The organism is Pseudomonas sp. SA233, assembly GCF_054792385.1.
The window spans coordinates 2618286-2639152 of sequence record NZ_CP096449.1 but is presented as its reverse complement, the minus strand read 5'-3'; the positions used below and the strand labels follow the sequence as shown (position 1 = coordinate 2639152).

Genomic DNA, 20867 nt, shown 5'->3' with positions numbered 1-20867 from the left:
GGATATATCCGTGCCCGCAAGCACCAGAGGCATCATGCGCAACGACCTGCTGTTCGCGGTATTCGTCGGTATCGTCATCAACCTGGCGATCTGGATCGTCGGCGCGGAAATCCTGCGGCCCAACGGCATCGAGGTGAAAACGCTCGGCGACCTGGGCAAGGCGTTGGAACTGTTCTTCGGCCCGATCGGCTGGTACATCTTCTTCGTAGGCGTATTCGCCACTTTGTTCGCCAGCATTTCTGGCAAGACCACTGCGTTCCCCATGCTGATCACCGACGCTTTCCAACATGTGAAGCCCGAACGGCGCGAACGCTATGGAAAGGAATTCCACAACGTCCCGATGCACAAGTGGTTCATGTAGTTCATCCTGGTGACGCCACTGGTCTGGTCGATCCCGGGCATGCCCGACTTCGTGACCCTTACCATCGGTGTCAGCGCGCTGAACATCATCGGCCTGCCGGTGATCTCGCTGGGCCTGCTGATCATGTCCAACCAGAAATCGCTGCTGGGCAAGGCGTACCGCAACAACTGGTTCGAAAACATTGCGCTGGCATTCGCCACTGGCCTGGCGTTATGGGTAGCCCTCCAGCTTGCAGTGGACCTTATCGCCTGAAGGTAATTGGCGGCCCTGGCTCAATGTTGGCCAGGGCTTCTTTGTGCGCCTCTGGCCCTGCGCGCCAATACCACTTTGATGCAAACCAGCAGCGGCGCAGGCACGACAAACAACAGCACCACAGCATTGAACACAGTGTCGAAGGCAATTACCGCTCCTTGTCACGCCACTGCCCGCCTCAACAGACTGGTAGCTGCACGGCCAATTTGGGATGAGTGAATTACTGCTACGCTTTTCAGAAGCTGTCCGGGAATATTCGACGCCGCATCAGTGATTCATCACAGACGAGTTCCGTTGTCGGTCGGGCCCACCCTTTGCTCATCCAAGGTGCCGACATGGCTGAGTTCAAGAAGCGTTCAACCAAACGGTTGTCCAGGGTAATAGACGACATCCGTGAAGATAAGAATTTTCACTCGCTCAAGGAGAGACTGGAGGCCGGCAAACGTCTACGAGATGTCGTGCCGCGGGCGGCTCATGCAACGTGGAAATGCAAGCCCAGGCAGCGTGATCCTGTCGGTTTGCTCGAACTGTCCAACCGTGACCGACATCCGGCACTGGTGCCTGTGCGTTACGGGCGAATGCTGCGCAGTCCATTCACCTTCTTGCGCGGCTCGGCCGGCCTGATGGCACGCGACCTCGCCACACTGCCTTGCACCGGCATACGCGTCCAGGCGTGCGGCGATTGCCACCTGCTCAATTTTGGCTTGTTCGCCACCCCTGAACGCAACCTGATCTTCGATATCAACGACTTCGACGAGACGCTCCCTGCACCTTGGGAATGGGACATCAAACGGTTGGCGGTCAGTTTTGCCGTCGCCGCCCAGGACAATCGGCTGAACGATAAGGAGGCAGGACAACTGGCCATGGCCTGCGTGCAGGCCTACCGCAAACGCATGCGTGAATTGTCGGAGATGAGTCCGCTTGACGTCTGGTACGACCGCTTGGACGCTCAAGCGATCATCGACATGGCACCCAGCATGAAATACCGCAAAGCGCGGCAAGAGTTGATAGCCAGGGCCAGGACGCGTATCGGGGACTACCTGTATCCCCAGATCAGTGATGAAGTGGGCGGTAGGCGGCGCTTGGTCGACCAGCCGCCAATCCTGTTCCATATCCATGAAGCCGGTTTTGCCAAGCGCGTGAAGCTGGCTCTTGAGGATTACCGCAGTTCATTGCTACCCGAGCGCAGATTTCTCTACGACCGTTATCGCCTCGAGGACTTTGCAGTAAAAGCCGTAGGCATCGGCAGCGTGGGCACGTTCTGCTTCGTTGGCTTGTTCTTTTCGGCCGAAAACCATCCGCTACTGCTGCAATTCAAGGAAGCCTGCCCATCAGTGCTGGCGCCCTATGCCGGCAAGAGCGAATTTGCCAATCAAGGTCAGCGCGTGGTTACCGGCCAGCGCCTTTCGCAGTCCGCCAGCGACATTTTTCTGGGCTGGACCGAAAGCAGCAAGGGCCGGCAGTTTTTCGTCAGACAACTGCGCGATATGAAGATGTCATTGCCGGTGGAAGGTGCGTCTTTCGAGCAAATGAACATGTATGCGCAGGTGTGCGGCATGACATTGGCGCGGGCGCATGCCAAGTCAGGGGACGCAGCACTGATCAGCGGATATCTCGGCAAGTCGGACGCCTTCGATCAGGCCCTTGGCAAGTTTGCCCTGGCTTATGCCGAGCAGAATGCCAGGGACTACGCGGCGCTGGTCAACGCCGAGAAAAAAGGCAGGATAAAAGCGTTTCGCGAGGAAGACGATTGAGCACTGCCATGGCCTATGCCCGGGAGTGACCCAACTGCATTTATCTGGATTCAAGAAGATGAATGAAAATCGTGTTTCCACTGCGCATTCAAGCTCCTTCCGTTTCAACAGAACCGCTCTCGTCGCGGCCACACTGATGCTGACCGCCTGTTCCACGCTCGGCCCCTCTACTATCGAGCGCGATAGAAGCGATTACGCGACCGTCATAGCCACGACCTGGAAAGAACAGACCCTGTTGAACATCGTCAAGTTGCGCTACGCCGATGTCCCTGTCTATCTGGAGGTGTCTTCGGTGATCAGTTCCACGGCCATCCAAAGCCAGGTAAACCTTTCCGCAAGTTGGTTCAGTGGTTCACCAGCCGAGGGTAACAGCCAGACATTGGGCGCTTCGGGCCTTTATACGGATCGCCCTACCATCAGCTACACACCGCTATCCGGTGAACGCTTTTCCCGCTATCTGCTCACGCCGCTTTCGCCAGCGGCGATATTCTCGCTGATTCAGGCGGGCTATCCGGTTGATCGCGTGCTGCACCTGACCACGCGTGCTGCAAACGGCTTGTACAACAGGTCTACCTCCCCGTCTCGTTTACGTTCAGCAGACCCTGAGTTCTATGCGGTGCTGGATGCACTTCGGCGGATTCAGCGTTCGGAAAAGCTGGGTATGCGGATCAGTCAACGTGCCGGGGCTGACAGTGAGTTGCTGCTGATTGCCGACACGAGGTCGGAGATCGTCGAAAATGATCGCCGGTTGGTGCGCCAGTCGCTGCACCTTCGACCCGATGCGGAGGTACTGCACCTCACTTTCGGTTCAGTGCAGCGGAACGATTCCGAAGTGGCCTTGCTGACACGCTCGATGTCGGAGATCTTCTCGGAAATTGCCGCCACCATCGACGCCCCCCCCATCCATGTGCAAGAAGGGCGGGCAAACCCCGCGCCCGCCCTTCCTGTGGTTTCCAGCGAGTGGGACGCGCCACTGGTGCGTATCTTCTCAAGCGAGCACAAGCCAGATAATGCCTATGCGGCCGTGCGCTATCGCGATCACTGGTTCTGGATAGACGATCGCGACCTGAGGTCCAAGTCCGAGTTTCTGTTCATCCTTGTGCTCTTGTCCCTTGCCGAAACCGGCGTCGCGCCGGAAACACCAGTCATCACCATCCCCGCCAACTAGTCCGGCAGCGGATACAGGCTTTGCAGCAAGCGGTCCTGTGCGGACTGTGGACCTAGGTAGCGAACGAACAGCGCCTCACCTTGCGGCCCCGAAAGGGCCTGACTCAAGGCGGTATCCACCAACAAGCGAAAATCAACATCTCCCCTTGGCATCGACAACGCCACCCGGCTCATGACGAACAGGTGATCCGGAACCCACAGCTGGTCGCGTTCGGCTTGCCGGGCCTGGTGGGCCAGCAGGACCACCCTGTCTCCAAGGAACGCGTCGACCTTGCGGTCGGCCACCCGCTGCACCCCCTCCTCGTACGTCGACACTTCCTCGAGCGTGGATTGCAAGCCAAGCTGGCGAATCCGCTCATGGGCCCAGCGGCTGCTCAAGGTGCCACGCAATACGGCGAAACTGTGCTTGCTCAGCCCTGCATTGATCGTCGCGCGCCAGCGCGGGCCGGTATTGTCCGTGCTACCGCTGAGGGGGCTGAGCAAGCTGGCAGGTGCATCGCGCCTGACCAAAGCCGCGAGGCCGGAGGTAAACACCGGAATGGAAAAATCCAACGTGCCTCGCCTGGTTTTGGTTTCCACCATCGGTGTACACAGCAGGTCGACCTGCCCGTTGCCCACGGCCCGAACAGCCTCTGGCTCTGCCAGTGAGTGCCAGCGCACCTGCAAGCCAGCGAGCCCTGGCAATTCCCGAATACGTGCAACGACTGCTTGGCAAAGGTCGATGGAATACCCCTCCGGAGCCTGATCGCTGCCTGATGAGAAGGGTGCGAACCCCTCCATGAATCCGAGGTTCAGCACCTGCTCCTGGCGTAACCGGCCCAACGTGTCGGCAGCGGCGACGGTGCTGTCCGCTGACGCGCACGACAGCAAACTGACAAGACACCAACCGGTCACTTTCGATCCGCGCTTCATGGCGCACCTCCGATCATGTCCAGCGCCTTGACGAAACGTTTGGCAATGAAGCCGAACAGCAGGTAACCCAGCGCCATGATCAGTGCCGCACCGAATACGGCTTCCAGGCCCGAGGCGTACAGTGCGTAGAAGCAATAGCAAACCGCGACCACCATGATTACGCTGTTACGGCGAAAAATGGCTGCCTGTACCTGGGCCTTGTACATGATCACCAACAGCCCGGTCAGCGAGGTGATGTAGGGGATGATGTTGGTCACGGCAGCCAGGTTCACCAGTTTGCTGAACTGGGCGCTGGCATTGGGCGAGAGCGTCGACAGGGCAATGAGGCTCTGCAGCACCGCGCAGGTCAGCATGCCCGCCAGTGGCACGCCACGGGCCGTGGTGCGTGTAAACAGCGTTGGGAAAAGCCCCTGCCCGGCGGTGACCCTGGCGGTTTCAGCCAAGGTGAACTGCCAGCCGAGCAACGAACCGACGCAAGCGATCACCGCCAATGCCATGATCACGTTACCGACGGAGTCATTGAACATCTGTGCATAGACCATGGCGAAGGGCGCGCTGGCGTTGGCAAGCTCCGGATTCGGCACGATGCCCTGGATGACACTGGTCGAGAGGATATAGATCACCGCCGCGCCAAGGGTGCCGAGCAAGCATGCCAGAGGCACATTGCGCTTCGGATTTTCCACCGCGTCGGAGTTCTGCGCAGCTGATTCCATACCCAGGAACGCCCACAAGGTCAGTGGAATGCTGTTGGTTATGGCCTGAGCCACCGGCATTTGACCTGGGTTCCAGGCGTCCTGGAAGGTTGCGAGGCTGAACCAGTACCAGCCGATCAAGCTCAAGCCGGCAACCGGGACGATGACACCCCACACGCTGACCGCGCCAATACGACCGGTAACCTCGGCGCCACCCAGGTTGGACAAGGTGGTAAACCAGATCAACGTCACCGCTCCTGCCAGTAGCGGCCCGCCGCCACTGCCAAGCCAGGGAATGAAAGGCGTGAGGTAGCCCACGGCGGAAATGGCTATGGCCACGTTGCCAATCATCAGTGACAGAAAGTAAAGGTAGGAGCACAGAAAGAAAGCAGACTTGCCATGGGCTTGTTCACTGTAGGCAGACATGCCACCCGATTGCGTGCAGTAGATGCCGCATTGCGCGAAACAGTAGGCGATAGCCATCGAGCCTATGGCCGTGATCACCCAGGACAACAGCGAGACAGCGCCGATCTGCGCCATGCTCGCCGGCAGCATGATGATGCCGGACCCCATCATGTTTACCGTGACCAGTGTCGTCAGTCCGACCAGGCCCATTTTCTTTGCTTTTTCACGCATGGCGGCAACCTCCGCGAAAGCCTGTCGAAGAACCGATCGTCACTTTCCAACGCTGCGTCCCAACCGACGGGCCCCAGGTGCAGCGCTTATGCCGTGCAATACCACGCTGAGCACGACGCAAGCGATAGTCGTGGCGATGATCGTGCTGCCCTCTTGCAACCGTGCATCGAGTACCAGCACAGCGAAAACGATAGACGCTAGACCACGCGGCCCGAACCAGCCAATGAACAGACGGCTATCGGCAGTCAGTTCGCTCCCGGCAAGGCTGACCCAGACAGGCACCATACGCACCAGCGACAGGCTCAACAGCGCGTAGAACCATACCGAGGGCGACAGGATTTGCGAGGCCTTGGGCGCAACGTAGGCACCGAACACCACCCAGGTCAGCAGCGAAAGCGCTTCACCGCAGGATTCGCCGGTCTTGAGCAGCAGTTGCGTTTCCCGATTGAACAGGTACCCCGTAAGCAATCCTGCGCAGAATGCCGCGATGAAACCGCTTCCGCCCATTGCCTGGGCACTGGCGAAACTCAGCAACGCCAGGGCGGGCATTACCAGTTGTTGCCAAGACTCCACCTGCAGGCAGCGGCGCTGCGAAAGACGCAACAACCCTCCCACCATCAGCGCCAGCACAGCCCCCGTCAGTGCGCCGATACCCAACTCCTCAAACAAGAAGTATCCCCCCAGGGCAAAGGGCATCGTCGAGCGGCTCTCCATCAACAATGCCAGCAACAAGAGCAGCACCGGCACGCAAATGCCATCGTTCAACCCGCTTTCGACATTCAGGCTTTCACGCACGCTGGCTGGCACGAGGGGGTTGGTCACCACTGCCTTGCCAAGGGCGGCATCGGTGGGGGCCAGGATTGTCGACAACAGGGCCATTTCCAGCCAGGGCATGCGTGGAAACATCAGCCACGCAGCTAACCAACCGGCGACCAGGGTCAGCGGCAAGCCGATCGCCAGCAGGCGCAGCGGCAGGCTCCGGTTGCGGCGTAACTGAGCCAGATCAGCATGGGCAGCATCGCTGAACAACACGATCGCCAGGGTAAGCTCGGCCAGTAGCCGAAGATCATGGCGGTCCAGGGAAAGGTTCAGTAACCCGAGCCCGGCCGGGCCGGCCACCAGGCCCGCCAGCAGGAACAAAAGGGGCCCGTTGACGGGCCTGGATTCGAGCGCGCCGGCCAGGTTGGCGTAAAGCACCAGCAAGGCAGCCAGGACAGCCAGATTCTGATACATGACAACCCACCGTGATCGACACGACTGTATAAAAACGCTACCACTGCGTCCGTGGCGCGGCGATCCCAAAGGCGGCAGAAGTTATCTTAGGTCAACAGTTGAAGTAATTGACCTGCAAGACCGCTGCGCATCGAGCGGTGCCAGCCCCAATGCCCTCGACATCGACCGCGAGCATTGTCATGGAACTGACCTGTGCTTGGCTTTTATCAAGTCCAATTGGCGGTGGCAGCGTAATTTGCCAATGACCATTGGCCGGCTACGGACAAGAATCATGAACCGCCCCGCTCCCTCACGCGTTCGCCTGTATGACGAACAAGATCTCGATAGCGTGCTGCGTACAATGGCGTATCAGGCCCTGGCGCTGATGCCGGCGCAGCCCCTGGTACTGGTGGGAATTCAACGCCGAGGTGAGCCTTTGGCGCGGCGCCTGCAACTGCACTTGCAGCAACTGACCGGAAGTGCCGCGCCACTGCCGCTCTACCCGATAAAGGTCAAGCGCTACGCCGACGACCTCAGCCTCCTGCATGCCCATACGCAGCTCACCGAGAACCCTGAGCTGGCCAACCTGAATCTGGCCGAAACCACCTTGCTGGTGGTCGATGACGTGCTGTACGAAGGGCACTCCCTGCTGCGCACCTGCGCTTACCTGGCTGAGATTGGGGCGCGACGGGTACTCAGCGCGGTGCTCGTTGACCGTCACGCCTGCCGCCAACCCGTGCATGCACACATCGTGGGCATACACCTGCAAGTCGCCGAGCAGGACATCGTCGAATGTCATGTGCCGCCTTTCGAAGCGGATTTCAGCGTGGAAGTGATTCGCCACGGCCGAGCCGGCGATACCGCCTGAATCAATCGGCTGACGGGGGCCTGACTGCCAGAACGCTGCACGGGGCATGATTGAGGAGCCGTTCGGTAGTATCGCCGATCAGCTTGGCCCAACGTCTGGGCTGCACCACGCCGACCACCACCACATCGATCTTCAGCGTGGGGACGAGAGACTGAATGACGCGCAGCGGCGCACCTTCGATAAAGTAGCGCTGCGCATAGGGAATGCCATGGATATCGGCCAGTTCATCGAATGGTAGCTGGAGTGACTCGCGCACTTGCTCCGCCCATGGCGCTGCCAGGTCGGGATTGGCCAGCATGGCCAACGGCAGATCGTAGACCGACAGCAGATGGACCTGGCCGTTGCATGGGCTCGCCAGTTGCCGGCCTGCCTCCACCAGCGCATGGTTCAGCGCTTGCTGCGCAAGGTCCGCCTTGGCCACATCCACGGCCACCAGTATGTTCGCGGGCATGGCGCTGGCCTCGGCAGGCACGAACAGCAATGGCACCTTACTGGTATGCAGCAACACATGGTCAACCGAAGATTTGTCGTTCAGGCCAGGTACCGGACTGGCGGGTAGCCCCTTGATCACCAAGTCAGGCGCAAAGCGTGCAATACATGCCGTTACGAGGTCACGCGCCATGGAGCTTTCCAGCGCTTCGAAAGTGGTGTGCAACCCTGCGGGCGCCTGCTCGTCGAGCAATGCCTTGAGCCCGGCACTGAAATGCGCGAACGCGCCTGAAGGTTGTGAAGCTTGCTGCCCTGGCTCGGGCAGGCCAGGCTCAGTGGTGGTGTGGATGCCCAGTACGTGCAACAAGGCACCTGACGCTCGAGCCAATGCCATGGCCCGATGCATCGCGGCATGGGCCTGGACCTTGGTCATGACCAGAAGAATCCGGCGGTACGGGCTCATCAGCCACCTCCTGGCGCGAATATGGGGTGCCGCACCGCTGTCATTATCGAAGCTGCCGCTCAGCCAATCTTGATAAATATCAAGGCCATCAAGCCCCAGTGCGTCACCCTTGGCCTGTACCGGTGGGCCTTCATCGAGGCTGCCATCGCCGTGGAGGCCATCATGAACGCTTACTCGCGACTGCTACTGATCTGCCATCCAGACCTGCACCCCTCGCCTGCCCTGACGCGTGCTCAGGCGCTGGCCAGTACGACAGGCGCCACCTTGCACCTGGTGGTGCTCAGTCAACTGCCCTCACGCCTGGCCACCCTGGACCAGGTGCTGCGCAGTACTGCCCGCAAGCAGGACGCCGAGCACCGCAAGGCTTGGCTCGCCGACCAGGTGAAGGCGCTGGGCGAACTGGGCATTACCGCCTACGCCGAGACACTGGACGATGAAGACCCGCTCAAGGACTTGATCCGGCTGGCCCAACTGCACCGGGTGGAGATGGTGATCAAGGACATCAGGCACGAAACCGCCTTGAGCCGTGCCCTGCTCACCCCCTTGGACTGGCAACTGCTGCGCCGTTGCCCGATCCCGATGCACCTGGTGGCCCAGGCTGAAACCAAGCTGCCAGCGCGCATCCTTGTCGCCGTGGATCTTGTCGAGCACGACCCGGTGATCGACAGGCTCAACGACCACATCCTGCAACGGGCACAGGCACTGGCACAGCGATGCAAGGCGCAACTGCACCTGCTGCAGGCCTATGAACCCAGCACCAGCTTCGTTGCCTATGCCGCCGCACCCGTGGCCTGGACTGACAAGCTGGTAGAGGAAATATCTGGTCGCGCGCGCGAGCGCATGGCGACGTTCGGCGGCCGCTACGGCATCAAGCCAGATCATCTGCACCTGGTGCGAGGCGCTGCCCGTAACGTGGTCAGCGACTACGCGAACAAGCATGGCTTCGATGTGGTGGTGATGGGTACGCTCTACCACGAGGGGGTAAGCAAGGTCGTTGGCAGTACTACAGAGCAAACCCTGTACAAGGTTCACTCCAGCATTCTGGCGATCCACGGTTGAACGATCACCTGCCTGGTTTCACAACCTCCAGTTTGTCACTGTGGCTTTTCTGGTATTTGTCCATTGGCGTACTCTCCGTGCAGGGTATAGGTGCGCAGGCCTTGGCATGCTCTGACCTGCCCAGTGTCCGCCTGCTGGCTATGCTCGACTTGATAAACGTCAAACCCCACAGTCCAACTCAGCTTATGTTGCTATGTACGACCAATGGAGCGCAGGGCATGAATGACACACCGCCGTTACTGTTCGCCCTGCGAGGCAGCCAGGCCTATGGGAATGCCGTGGCGCAACGCCTGGGCTGGACACTGTCAGCACATGAAGAGCGTGACTACGAGGACGGAGAACACAAATGCTGGCCTGGCGAATCGGTCGACGGTCGATCGGTCATCGTCTTTCACTCGCTCTATGGCGACGCGCACCACAGCGCACACGACAAGCTGTGCCGGTTGCTGTTCTTCTGTGGTGCGCTCAAGGACGCCGGTGCCAGCCAGGTGACAGCAGTCACGCCTTACCTGTGTTATGGCCGCAAGGACCGCAAGGTGGAGTTTCAGGATGCGACCATCACCCGCCATGTGGCTTGCCTGATGGAAAGCATCGGTGTCGACCGCGTGGTGGCGCTGGACGTACACAACCCCAGCGCCTTCGACAACGCCTACCGAATCCCGAGCTGGAACCTGCAATGCACCGAGCTGTTCGCCCAACACCTGGCCCCGCTGCTCGGTGAGCAGACAGTCACGGTCGTGTCGCCGGATATTGGCGGCATCAAACGCGCCGAGCAGTTTCGCCAGGTTCTGGCGGACCTGCTCGGGCGCCCGGTATCTGTGGCCATGATGGAAAAGCACCGCCAGCAGGCGGGCCTGAGCGGCGAACACCTGGTGGGTGACGTGGCAGGTAGCACTGTCATCGTGTTCGACGACCTGATCAGTACGGGGCAGACGCTGCTGCGCGCAGCCCAGGCCTGCCGACAGGCCGGAGCCAGCCGCATGCTGGCCGCTGCCACCCATGGCCTGTTCACCACTGGTGGCGAGCTATTCGACAGCGGGGTATTCGAACGGGTACTGGTGGCCGACAGCATCGCGCCCTTTCGCCTGCCCGTGCGATGCCTGCAGCAGCTGGATATCGTCGATACCAGCGCCCTGATCGCCGAGTTGCTTGCCAACCGCCATGCCTGGGGCGCATGAACCCCAGGCATGGCCCTACACCGCCAGGATATTGCAGGGTATCTGGTACAACACATGCTCCGTGGTGCTGCCGAACAGTCGGTCCAGCCCACGGGCAAGCGGCCTGCCCATGACGATCACGTCCACCGGGTGGGTCTCGACATATTCACTCAGCACCGCGACCGGGCGGCCCAGCAGGAAGTGCCTGCGTTCGGCCGGCGCACCGTAGCGGTCGGCCAGCGCCTTGAAATCGTCCTCCAGGGCGTGGCGCAAGGACTCGCCGACGTCGCCAATGGCCCAGGCGCCATATCCCATGTCGCCCATGTAGGCCATGGTCAGGTCACAGGCGAACAGCAGGTCCAGTTGCGCGCCGGTCTGCAAGGCCAGCGCATTGGCCTGCTGGACGATGCTGTTATTGCGCGCCTGGCCCTCGGGCGATTGATCGGCCACGTCCACCGCCGCGACGATCTGGCGAGGCAAGGCCGGTCTGGCGGCGCCCAACAGGTAGACCGGGATCGGGCAATGGCGCAGCAACTGCCAGTCCAACGGGGTAAAGAAGGCCCGCTTGAGCACCGGCTCGTGCTCGACCTGCTTGAGCAGTACATCCGGCTGCATCTCCAGGGCATGTTCGAGAATATCCGCCTGCAGATCGCTGCTCCAGGCGACTTCCGTCGTCACTTGCACACCCGAGGCTCGTAGCACCTTGGCCTGGGCCTCGAGCTGGTCTTGCTGGGATTGCAGGTAAGCCTGCCGCTCGCTCCGAGGGTCACCTGTCTCCAGGAACCTGAGCTTGTCCAGCGACTCCAGCAAACCCACTATGTGCAGGCTTGCCGAACTTGACCTGGCCAGGGCGGCAGCCTGTTCCAAGGCACAGCACTGGCACAATGCCGGGCGCAGGATCAGCAACAGGCGTTGATAGTGGCTCATGGTAGCCTCCAATGATCGGGATCGGGGGTTGCATCAAAGGTGCTGGCTTTTCCGGGATATCGGTCATGGTTGCCTCGGGGGGAGTTGAACGCTTGATTTTTATCAACCCTGTCAGGCGCTGAATGCTCTCAGCGGTGATCCAAATACCGGTAAAGGGCTTCTTCCTGGTCGAAATGCAACTTGGCCAAGGTGTCCAGGCGTATCAGCTGGTGCTGGATGTCATCAGGGCTCGCTGCCGCCCGGTTGAAATCCTGGCTCATGCGGGAAAGAAGATGGATGAGGCGGAAGATTTCCCGGTGGGTATGGCTCATCGCCGAGAGCGGATCTTCGCCCTGCATGAAGCGGCTCAGCAGCGGATACAAACGACGCTCGTCATCGCGCTCGTGGCGTTCCAGAAGGTCATGCAGGCCGGTGACCAGTTTGCCCAGGTCGTCCCGCGCCTGCTCGATGGGGCGTTTGGCGAAATCGCAGGCCATCTGGCTCAGCTCCGTCAGCAACCCGTCGAGTTGCCGATGCTCATCCTGCAACCGATCCAGGTCCTCGACGGCAAGCCCGCTGCGTCGCCCGGGCGTCAAGGGGCCCAGCGCACGCAAGGCGTTGACGATGATCAACAGGTCGATACCTTCCTGCAACACCGCCCCCAGCAGCGCGGGCAGGTAGCCGGCGGCGGCAACCAGCATGGCCAGCAACGACAGGCTCATGCCCACCCATACCCCCTGACGGGCGATGTACACGGCGTACCGGGCGATATCCAAGGCATCGACCAATCGATCGAGACGATCGACCAGCAACACCACACCGGCCGCCTGGGCAGAGGCCGTGACGCCAGAAGCGCCCATGGCAACCCCGACATCGGCCGCCGCCAATGCTGGCGCATCGTTGATGCCATCGCCGACCATCAGCGAGGGCGCGATGCGGCAGCCCTCCTGCACCAGGCGAATCTTGTCGACTGGCGAGAGCCCCGAGCGAAGCTCATCGATACCCGCCGCCAGCGCAACCATTTCCGCCGTTTCCGGGCGGTCACCGGTGAGCATGACGACCTTTTCGATCCCGCGCGCCCGCAGGCGGCGCAGTGTCTGGGGGGTTTCCCGGCGCAAGTCATCGGCCAGCCGCAGTACCGCTTTCAACTCACCGTCAACCGCCACGAAACTGCCGCTGTTGGCCAGGTAGTCCAGTTGCTGCAAACGTGCCTGTGCCCACTGGCCATCGTCCTTCTCGCTCTGCACATAGGCCAGGGCGCCCAAGCGTACAGCCTTGCCTTGAACGATCCCGGCAAGCCCCTGGCCGGGGCTTTCCTGCACCTGCTCGGGCGCGGTCAGCGTCAGGTTGCGCAGGCGGGCAGCATGAACGATGGCCTGGGCAATCGGATGGGTCGATGACTGGGCCAACGAAGCGGCCAACTGCAGCATCTGCAACGGCGCGCCTTGCCCCTTCAGTTCGATCGACTGCAACTGGGCATGACCACTGGTCAAGGTACCGGTCTTGTCGAGGAACACCTGGCGGATGCCGGCCAGGGCTTCAAGCACCTCGCCGTCACGCACGAGTATGTTGCGCCGTGCAGCCCTCGAAATACCCGAGATGATGGCAATTGGCACCGCCAGTATCAGCGGGCAAGGCGTGGCGACCACCAGCACGGCAAGCACTCGCTGCACATCGCCACTGGCCCACCACGCCAGCGCAGCAATGAGCAATGTCAGCGGGATCAACGCCAGCGCATAGCGGTCGGCCAGGCGCATGAAAGGTGCCCGTGACTGACGTGCCGCTTCGGCCAGTTTCACGATGCCAGCGTAGGTGCTTTGCGCCGCGGTATGCGTGGCCAGCAACAGCAGCGGCGCACCGGAGTTGGTCACCCCACTGGCCACCGGCTCACCGGCATGGCGGGTAACCGGTAACGATTCGCCAGTCAGCGCAGCTTCGTCCAGGGTCGCCTGCTCGGATTGCAACCACCCATCCACCGGCACGATCTCACCCAGGCGCACCAGTACACTCTGCCCAGCGCGGACTTCGTCCACCGGTACCTCACGCAAACCATCCTGCTCTTGAATCCAGGCCCGCTGAGGGGCCCGGTCGATCAGTGCCCGCAACTCGCGCTCGGCGTGACGCAAGCTGAGAGTCTCCAATGTACGGCCCGAGGCAAGCATCAGCGCAACCACGGCGCCTACCAGCATCTGCTCAAGGGCCAGGGCCGCGCCAATCGACATCAGCGCGATCAGGTCAATGCCCGCCTCACGCCTGGCCAGGCGCCGGGCCATTTCCACCGCCAGCACCGCTGCCATGATCGCGCTGCCGGCGGCCCAGATCAGCGCAGCCCAGGTCAGCTGTTGCGCCGCATAGGCCAGCCCTCCGAGCAGCAAGGCCAGGACGCAGACCAGCAACAGGCTTGGGTCCAGCCATCGACGTGACACGGCGGTCACTTGCGCTTGGCCTGCTGCAGCAACTGTTGGACCTGTTCCTGGGCCTGGGTCGCTCTGCGCAGTGCCTCGTTGGCGGTCTGCTCGACCAGGTCGATGCGGTAGCACACCTGGTCGGCCCGCAAACGGGCGGTAGCCGCGTTGTTCTCGGCCGACTCCAGGCGCGCGTCGTATTCTTCAGCGTGCCAAGGGGTACAGCCCGAAGCCCATGCCAACAGCAGACTGGACAATCCGGCAAGCAGATAGCGTTGCATGTTGGTGCCCTCGCGCATGCCCAAGACACCCTCAGTATCGGCATCGCCACTCAGCGCAGCCTGACATTTATCAATCTCGCCCAGCGTGCGATAGCGCGCCGGTTTTGACCTTTGTCAATCACGTAATACCGCTGGGGGGTAGAAACATGGGCTGAGGGCATCTCAGCACACCTTTACAACGGATAGCGAAGACCACCCGAACTACCTTGATTTGCGCGACACCGTCAACGGTGGGCTGGAAGCCAAGGTGAATTTGCTTCGCGAACGGAAATTGGTCGAGCGCGCTGCCTGGACGTGAGCAAGGTCGAAGACTACTTGTTGATCGCCTGACCCGGCTGCCCACCACGAGATATGGTCATGAACAAAGATCAGCCCTGGAAGCTGTACTTGCTGGCGATCGGGCTTTCCGTGCTCGCCGCCATTCAGTTCGGCCTATTCGACCGTGCGGCCGTGCAGACCATCTCCTATAGCCAGTTCATGCAATTGCTGGAGCAGCAAAAGGTCAGCGACCTTCGGGTCGAACACGACCGTATCCTGGGCAAGCTGCAGGAACCCATCGCAGGCCGCTCGATGTTCTCCACGGTGCGGATCGACCCGCAACTGAGCGAGCAACTGGGCCGCACGGGCGTGACCTTCACCGGAGTAGCCGAGGACAGCAACCTGGCTGCCATGGTGGGTTGGCTCATGCCGCTGATAATGATGCTGGCGCTGTGGTTTTTCCTGTTTCGTGGGGTAACCGATAAACAAGGCCTGGGCGGTCTGATGGGTGTGGGGAAGTCGCGCGCCCGGGTCTACGTCGAGCGTGACATCAAGGTCACCTTCGCCGATGTGGCGGGCATAGACGACGTCAAGGGCGAACTCACCGAAGTGGTGTCCTTCCTCAAGAACCAGGCGTTCTATGCCCGTCTGGGGGCGCATGTGCCCAAGGGCACATTGCTGGTCGGCCCCCCGGGCACCGGCAAGACCCTGGTGGCCAAGGCGATCGCCGGCGAAGCGGCGGTACCCTTTTTCTCGATCTCCGGGTCCGAGTTCGTCGAGATGTTCGTTGGCGTGGGCGCGGCGCGGGTGCGCGACCTGTTCGACCAGGCCCGACGCGCCGCGCCCTGCATCATTTTCATCGACGAACTGGACGCCCTGGGCAAGATGCGTGGCATCGGCAGCCTGGGTGGCAATGACGAGAAGGAACAGACGCTCAATCAACTGCTGGCCGAACTGGATGGCTTCGACCCACGCGAAGGCGTCGTGCTGCTGGCGGCGACCAACCGCCCTGAGATACTGGACCCCGCGCTGCTGCGAGCCGGACGGTTCGACCGGCAGATCCTGATCGACCGGCCTGACCGCAAGGGTCGCCTGGCGATCCTCAAGGTGCACCTGCACAAGATCGTCTACAAGAACGACCTGGACTGCGAACGCATCGCCGACATCACCCCCGGCCTGACCGGCGCCGACCTGGCCAACCTGGTGAACGAGGCCGCCATCGTCGCCACCCGACGTGCCAGCCAATGGGTCGAGCTGCAGGACTTCACCGCTGCCGTCGAGCGCCTGGTGGCAGGCGTGGAGCGCAAGGGCAACGTGCTGCGCGACGATGAACGCCAGGTCGTGGCGTACCATGAGATGGGCCACGCGCTGGCCGCAAGCAGCCTGCCGGCGATGGACCCGGTGCACAAGGTGTCGATCATCCCCAGGGCCGCTGGCTCGCTGGGGTTCACCCTGCAACGGCCGACCGATGACCGCTACCTGATCAGCGCGCAGATGCTCCGCGACCGGATCGTCGTGCTGATGGCCGGGCGAGCCGCCGAAAGCCTGGTATTCGGCCAGGTGTCCACCGGGGCTGCCGACGACCTGGGACGCGCCACCGACATCGCCCGCCAGTTGATCACCCGATTCGGCATGAGCACGGAACTGGGCCAGGCAGTGCTGGAGCGCCAACAGGCCAGTTACCTGGGCGAATCGTTGTTGCGCCAGGAGCGCAAGGACTACTCAGAGCAGACCGCGCGCGAAATCGACCTGGGTATTCGGGGCCTGCTGGAAGACGCTTACGCCCGTGCCCGGACCTTGCTCGAGCAACGACGCGCCGACCTGGACACTGGGGCACGCCTGTTGTTGGCCAGGGAAACCATCACCCCGGAAGAATTCCCGGCGCTGCTGCCGGTGGCCAAGGACCCTGCCACCTATAATCTGGTCGATGCGGCCAAATGACACTCCGATCCAGTCCGAGTACCGACCATGCTCACCGTCACATTGATCAACATGCTGGTGGTGATCCTGGTGGTGATCATCCACTACGAATGCCTGCTGCGCCTGAACGACTGGCTACCGCGGCTGAAACTGTGGAGCCGATTCCGGATCGTCGCAGGCGTATTCGGCGCGCTGCTGGCTCATGCGCTGGAGGTCTGGTGTTTCGCCCTGGTGTATTACCTGATGATTCACGCCGAAGGCTGGGGCACGCTCAGTGGCAACTTCGACGGCAGCTTCCTGGATTGCGTGTACTTTTCCTTCACCACCTACACCACGATAGGCTTTGGCGACATCGCGCCTAACGGCCATCTGAAGTACCTCACCGGCCTGCAAGCGTTGACAGGCCTGGTGCTGATCACCTGGACCGCGTCGTTCCTGTTCCTCGAAATGCAGAAATACTGGAAAGCCAAATAGCGCCTGTTCAGGCGTCTGGGTGTGGCGTCCAGTGCTACAAGTGGACGGCTTGCGAAGGTCACCTGGGGCAGTTGGTTGGAGCACCGTTGCGCTGTAACACGAGAAGGGAGCGTCCATGCTCCTGAACGCGGCCGGGTCGCTCATTTGGTGATGGGTATCACTTTCTCAGGGTGAATCGCTTCTGCACGCTTGGGCAGATGCACCAGCAGCACGCCCTTGGCGAACTGTGCATTGATCTTTTCCGCATCTACTTCACGGGGTAGCTGGAAAACCCGCTCGAAGCTGCCGTAGTGCCGCTCTGACAAGTGGTACTCCTTGCGTTTTTCGTCAACCTCTTCCTGCTTCTCGCCGCGGATCACAACGTTGCCATTGACCAGCTTGATCTCGATGTCCTTGTCGTCCACACCAGGCAGTTCGGCGCTGATGCGAAACTCATCGGCCAGTTCGCTGATATCCATCGCCGGCATGCCATGGCTGAACAGTTCACGGCGCCAGAATGGCTCGACATCGAACGGGGTATGGCTGAACGGCATGCGCAATGGCCGGCGACCGAAATCGTCGAACAGGCTGTCGATCTGACGCCGCAACTGCTGGAATGGGCGCCACAGGTCCGATGGCTCGGTACTTGGCGGCGTAGCCTTGGCAGGTTGGGTGGTTGCGGAAGTGACAGGTACTTTCTTCGCTGTTTCGGACATGGCGACCTCCTCTGATGAGTAATGCCTCCCTGGGAGACGCCTCGATATTGCGCTGGCAGGCAAGCCCCCGTTTGACCTTTATCAATCAGGATGCGGCCACCATCCTCTGTCGGTTTGATCCTGATCAAAGTGTTGCCATCGCAGGGGCTTAGCTTATATGGAACGTGGCCCGCCCAAACCTGTTCGAGGCGCATATGGACCAGGATGACAGTGAGTGTGTCCGTTTGCTGGAAACATTGCCGGGGCCCGGCATACAGTACCTTCGCCTGATGCTGTGCAACCCGCAACGCAGCGAGGCGATGCCAGGCCAGTATTGCCAACTGACGAATCAAACCCAGCGCTGGACCTGCAACTACATCAGCATGCCTGGCGCAGCAGGCCGGTTCATGGTCGCCACCCGCAGCGTCCTGGCATTGAAGGTCGGAGATCTGCTCGAGTACTCAGGCCCTCTGGGCAGCGCCTGGCCGGTGCCCTTGCAGAGTGTGCGACTGCTGGCTATCACTCACGGCGAGGGGGTTTTGGCGCTACTTTGCATACTGGATGAGGTTCGCTGTTGGCTACCTTGGGTAGAGGTGAGGCTGTTGCACGGAAGTTTTGAGCAGGAGCACCTGCCCGCTGAATGTAAGCCATGGATCTCAGCGTTTACCTCGGTGCCGCGCAACAGCAGAAGCGTTTGGAGTCAACTGACTGAACAGCTGGAGGATTTCAAGCCGGACACTGTCTACTGCTGCGCGCCATCCTTGGTGGCAAGGCATGCCGCGCGCATCTGTTGGCAAAAAGGTGTCCCGATACAGCGTATCTGGTTGCGGGCAGACCATGTGTCGCGTCCATCCTGGAATTGTCAATTTCCTCTGAATGGGCCTGTGCAACGTTATGACAGGATTCTCGAGGCCCTCAATTCGCCTCCTCCATCCGACTGAGCTTGAGCAGGCCCTGTTGATCGATGAGTCGGACTTCCCGGCCAACGCATTGCAGGAGCCCAGCCTGATTGAACCGGCTGAACAGCCGGGAGACAGTTTCCAGGGTAAGGTCCAGGTAGTTTGCGATATCTCCTCGCGACATGGGCAGATTAAGGACGTCTGCACGCAAACCTCTTTCTTGATAACGCGCCGCCATGCCCAACAGGAAAAGCGAAAGGCGCTGCTCGGCTCGCCCGTGGCAGCAGCGCAGGTGTTCGTCCTTGCCTTGAATACCCAGGCTGAGCATGTGCAACAGTTGATAGCGCAATCCGGGTATCTGCCCCGACAGATCAACCAACTGGTCCAGCCGGATCGAGCAGACCAGCGAAACGTCCAGCGCCAACGCATAGCTCCGATAATGACTTGCCCCGATAGCGTCCAGCCCCAAGATTTCGCCCGGCAGAACGAAGCCGGTGACCCGCTCGTTGCCCTCGGAATCAATCAGAAAATTCTTGATGACCCCTGAGCGCAGGGCAAACACATGCCCCATGGGCTCATCGGCCTTGAACAGATACTCGCCCTTCTTCAAAGGGCGGTTACGGCGAATGATACGCTCCAGCTTTTCCACTTCATCGACGCTTAGGCTGGCGGGCAGGCAAAGTCGGCTCAAAGAGCACGCAAGGCACTTTACCTGGGGCTTTATACCCATATCTTCAGGGCCTGACATGACGATGTCTCCGCTTTTTCTTGCGGGCTCTATAAACGCTAGCCGCTTCGCCCGAGGTTTCTGAGGCAACTGACCAAGGGTCATGGTGGTGCCCCACTAAAGCTTGATCAAGATCAAGTCAGGCCAATGCGCTGCCCTCATGCTCGACTTGGACAGCCTTCAACCCGTGTTCCTGTCTGAAGGCCCCTGGGCCTTATAAATCTGCATTGTCTGGTAACGTGAAGAGGATGTGTCATGAATACCTTACTGAACGAACTTCACGCCTATCATCATGACATGGCCAATAAGATAAGCCAGATCAGGAAGTTGCTGAAAAAGCTAAAGCATGAACCCGATGCCACTGATGACTGTAAGCTTTTGTTCGAAATGTTGGAGGCCTTGCACAGCAATGCAGAGCGGCACCACCATGAGAATGAAGAAATCATTCGGCGAGCCTTGCTGGCCACGGAGGCGCCGATCCACCCGCGGATCCTGGATATCGAGCGAGATCACCAGGCATTTGCGCGCATTGCTGGGCAATTGAAAACATTAGCGGCTACGACAAAAGACACGAAAGTAATCGCTGACACTGTCGATGACTATATCGAAAAATATTACGACCACATGGAGTCGGAGGAAAACATATTCTTTCCAGCTGCAGACAAATGGCTTTCAAACAGTCAATGGCTGGAAATAAAACATCAATGGCATTAACCGGAGTGCAAATTCAAGCGCCCAACCGCCCCATCTCAATCACACGAGGATACTGCCATGGCTTCTGCTGATACTTCCCGTCAACATACCGCGCCCTCGTTTCCCAAGCCTGCGGGCGAACATTGGATCGAAGCCCTCGACAATGGCACCCATGTACTGATCAGGCCGCTGCAAGCCAAGGACCGGGAGCGCGAGAGGGCCTTCATCGAACGGCTGTCACCGCAGTCGCGGCATTTTCGCTTCCTGTGCCAGATCAAAGAGCCCGGTGAGGCGATGCTCGACCAGTTGATGGCGGTCGACCAGGACCGACAAGCGGCTTATGTCGCCCTCGCCCATGTGGACGGCGAGCTGCAGGAGGTGGGCATATCGCGTTATGCCGCCATTGCCGGCAAGGATGAATGCGAATGCGCCGTGACAGTACTCGACAGCTGGCAGCACCATGGCCTGGGCCGCCTGTTGCTCAAGCACCTGACCGATCATGCCCGGGCAAAGGGCCTGCGGCAGATGTACTCGATCGACTCAGCCGCCAACCTGGCGATGCGCGACCTGGCCAAGGCGGCAGGATTCACCACCACTACCGATCCGGATGATCCGGCCCAGGTCATCCATCGCCTCAACCTGACCTGAAGCGCCGCTGCGCCAGCGCC

General features: G+C 60.6%; 19 protein-coding genes and 1 pseudogene. 11 read left to right on the top strand and 9 right to left on the bottom strand.

Features of this window, described 5'->3' with window-relative positions:
* Positions 1-31: 31 nt before the first annotated feature.
* The 3 genes and pseudogenes from M1D87_RS12315 to M1D87_RS12305 all read left to right on the top strand — a co-directional run.
* Positions 32-613, top strand: a pseudogene (locus tag M1D87_RS12315) (divalent metal cation transporter); the annotation flags it as partial.
* 335 nt (positions 614-948) lie between these two features.
* Positions 949-2367: a DUF2252 domain-containing protein gene (locus M1D87_RS12310; protein WP_322265667.1), complete on the top strand. Its 1419-nt coding sequence runs from the start codon at positions 949-951 to the stop codon at positions 2365-2367.
* Between the two features lie 58 nt (positions 2368-2425).
* On the top strand, positions 2426-3535 hold the full coding sequence (locus M1D87_RS12305; protein WP_409280071.1) for a hypothetical protein: 1110 nt from the start codon (positions 2426-2428) through the stop codon (positions 3533-3535).
* Here the strand turns inward: M1D87_RS12305 and M1D87_RS12300 are convergent.
* The 3 genes from M1D87_RS12300 to M1D87_RS12290 are packed head-to-tail and all read right to left on the bottom strand — an operon-like array spanning position 3532 to position 7007.
* Positions 3532-4446 (bottom strand): transporter substrate-binding domain-containing protein, encoded by a 915-nt coding sequence (locus M1D87_RS12300; protein ID WP_082810613.1) that lies wholly within the window; start codon positions 4444-4446, stop codon positions 3532-3534. The genes M1D87_RS12305 and M1D87_RS12300 overlap by 4 nt on opposite strands.
* Positions 4443-5774, bottom strand: a complete 1332-nt coding sequence (gene potE, locus M1D87_RS12295) for a putrescine-ornithine antiporter (RefSeq protein ID WP_123084317.1) — start codon at positions 5772-5774, stop codon at positions 4443-4445. The genes M1D87_RS12300 and potE overlap by 4 nt, the downstream gene beginning before the upstream one ends.
* A gap of 39 nt (positions 5775-5813) precedes the next feature.
* Positions 5814-7007: a cation:proton antiporter gene (locus M1D87_RS12290; RefSeq protein ID WP_023662718.1), complete on the bottom strand. Its 1194-nt coding sequence runs from the start codon at positions 7005-7007 to the stop codon at positions 5814-5816.
* A 271-nt stretch (positions 7008-7278) separates the two neighbouring features.
* On the opposite strand from M1D87_RS12290, the gene M1D87_RS12285 reads away from it, so the two are divergent.
* Positions 7279-7854 (top strand): phosphoribosyltransferase family protein, encoded by a 576-nt coding sequence (locus tag M1D87_RS12285; RefSeq protein WP_061305129.1) that lies wholly within the window; start codon positions 7279-7281, stop codon positions 7852-7854.
* Position 7855: 1 nt separating this feature from the next.
* Here M1D87_RS12285 and M1D87_RS12280 read toward each other — a convergent pair whose 3' ends face one another.
* Positions 7856-8746 (bottom strand): universal stress protein, encoded by an 891-nt coding sequence (locus tag M1D87_RS12280; protein WP_123084318.1) that lies wholly within the window; start codon positions 8744-8746, stop codon positions 7856-7858.
* Between the two features lie 69 nt (positions 8747-8815).
* Between M1D87_RS12280 and M1D87_RS12275 the strand changes: the two genes are divergently transcribed.
* Together M1D87_RS12275 and M1D87_RS12270 are read left to right on the top strand one after the other, a co-directional pair.
* Positions 8816-9805 (top strand): universal stress protein, encoded by a 990-nt coding sequence (locus M1D87_RS12275; RefSeq protein ID WP_123084423.1) that lies wholly within the window; start codon positions 8816-8818, stop codon positions 9803-9805.
* 218 nt (positions 9806-10023) lie between these two features.
* A complete protein-coding gene (locus tag M1D87_RS12270) occupies positions 10024-10983 on the top strand; it encodes a ribose-phosphate diphosphokinase (protein WP_123084319.1) in 960 nt (319 codons plus the stop codon).
* A 15-nt stretch (positions 10984-10998) separates the two neighbouring features.
* Here the strand turns inward: M1D87_RS12270 and M1D87_RS12265 are convergent, their stop codons facing one another.
* The 3 genes from M1D87_RS12265 to M1D87_RS12255 form a co-directional block, all read right to left on the bottom strand.
* Positions 10999-11889, bottom strand: a complete 891-nt coding sequence (locus M1D87_RS12265; protein ID WP_061305639.1) for a universal stress protein — start codon at positions 11887-11889, stop codon at positions 10999-11001.
* Between the two features lie 128 nt (positions 11890-12017).
* A complete protein-coding gene (locus M1D87_RS12260) occupies positions 12018-14294 on the bottom strand; it encodes a heavy metal translocating P-type ATPase (protein WP_123084424.1) in 2277 nt (758 codons plus the stop codon).
* 5 nt (positions 14295-14299) lie between these two features.
* Positions 14300-14554: a hypothetical protein gene (locus M1D87_RS12255; protein ID WP_123084425.1), complete on the bottom strand. Its 255-nt coding sequence runs from the start codon at positions 14552-14554 to the stop codon at positions 14300-14302.
* 357 nt (positions 14555-14911) lie between these two features.
* Here M1D87_RS12255 and ftsH point away from each other — a divergent pair, with 357 nt between their 5' ends.
* Complete coding sequence (ftsH, locus tag M1D87_RS12250) at positions 14912-16753, top strand: ATP-dependent zinc metalloprotease FtsH (RefSeq protein ID WP_061552133.1); 1842 nt, start codon at positions 14912-14914, stop codon at positions 16751-16753.
* 27 nt (positions 16754-16780) lie between these two features.
* Positions 16781-17206: a potassium channel family protein gene (locus M1D87_RS12245; protein ID WP_003256841.1), complete on the top strand. Its 426-nt coding sequence runs from the start codon at positions 16781-16783 to the stop codon at positions 17204-17206.
* A 140-nt stretch (positions 17207-17346) separates the two neighbouring features.
* Here M1D87_RS12245 and M1D87_RS12240 read toward each other — a convergent pair whose 3' ends face one another.
* A complete protein-coding gene (locus M1D87_RS12240) occupies positions 17347-17901 on the bottom strand; it encodes an Hsp20/alpha crystallin family protein (protein ID WP_061552132.1) in 555 nt (184 codons plus the stop codon).
* Positions 17902-18095: 194 nt separating this feature from the next.
* Between M1D87_RS12240 and M1D87_RS12235 the strand changes: the two genes are divergently transcribed.
* Positions 18096-18821, top strand: coding sequence for a ferredoxin reductase domain-containing protein (locus M1D87_RS12235; RefSeq protein WP_123084321.1), 726 nt, complete (start codon positions 18096-18098; stop codon positions 18819-18821).
* On the opposite strand, the gene M1D87_RS12230 is transcribed toward M1D87_RS12235, so the two are convergent.
* Entirely contained in the window at positions 18796-19527 is a 732-nt protein-coding gene (locus tag M1D87_RS12230; protein WP_123084426.1) for a helix-turn-helix domain-containing protein, read from the bottom strand. The genes M1D87_RS12235 and M1D87_RS12230 overlap by 26 nt on opposite strands.
* A gap of 234 nt (positions 19528-19761) precedes the next feature.
* Here M1D87_RS12230 and M1D87_RS12225 point away from each other — a divergent pair, with 234 nt between their 5' ends.
* Together M1D87_RS12225 and M1D87_RS12220 are read left to right on the top strand one after the other, a co-directional pair.
* The gene (locus M1D87_RS12225; protein WP_015270128.1) at positions 19762-20220 is read left to right on the top strand and encodes a hemerythrin domain-containing protein; all 459 of its coding nucleotides are present in this window, start codon (positions 19762-19764) and stop codon (positions 20218-20220) included.
* A 57-nt stretch (positions 20221-20277) separates the two neighbouring features.
* The gene (locus M1D87_RS12220; RefSeq protein ID WP_015270127.1) at positions 20278-20847 is read left to right on the top strand and encodes a GNAT family N-acetyltransferase; all 570 of its coding nucleotides are present in this window, start codon (positions 20278-20280) and stop codon (positions 20845-20847) included.
* The last annotated feature ends 20 nt before the right edge of the window (positions 20848-20867 follow it).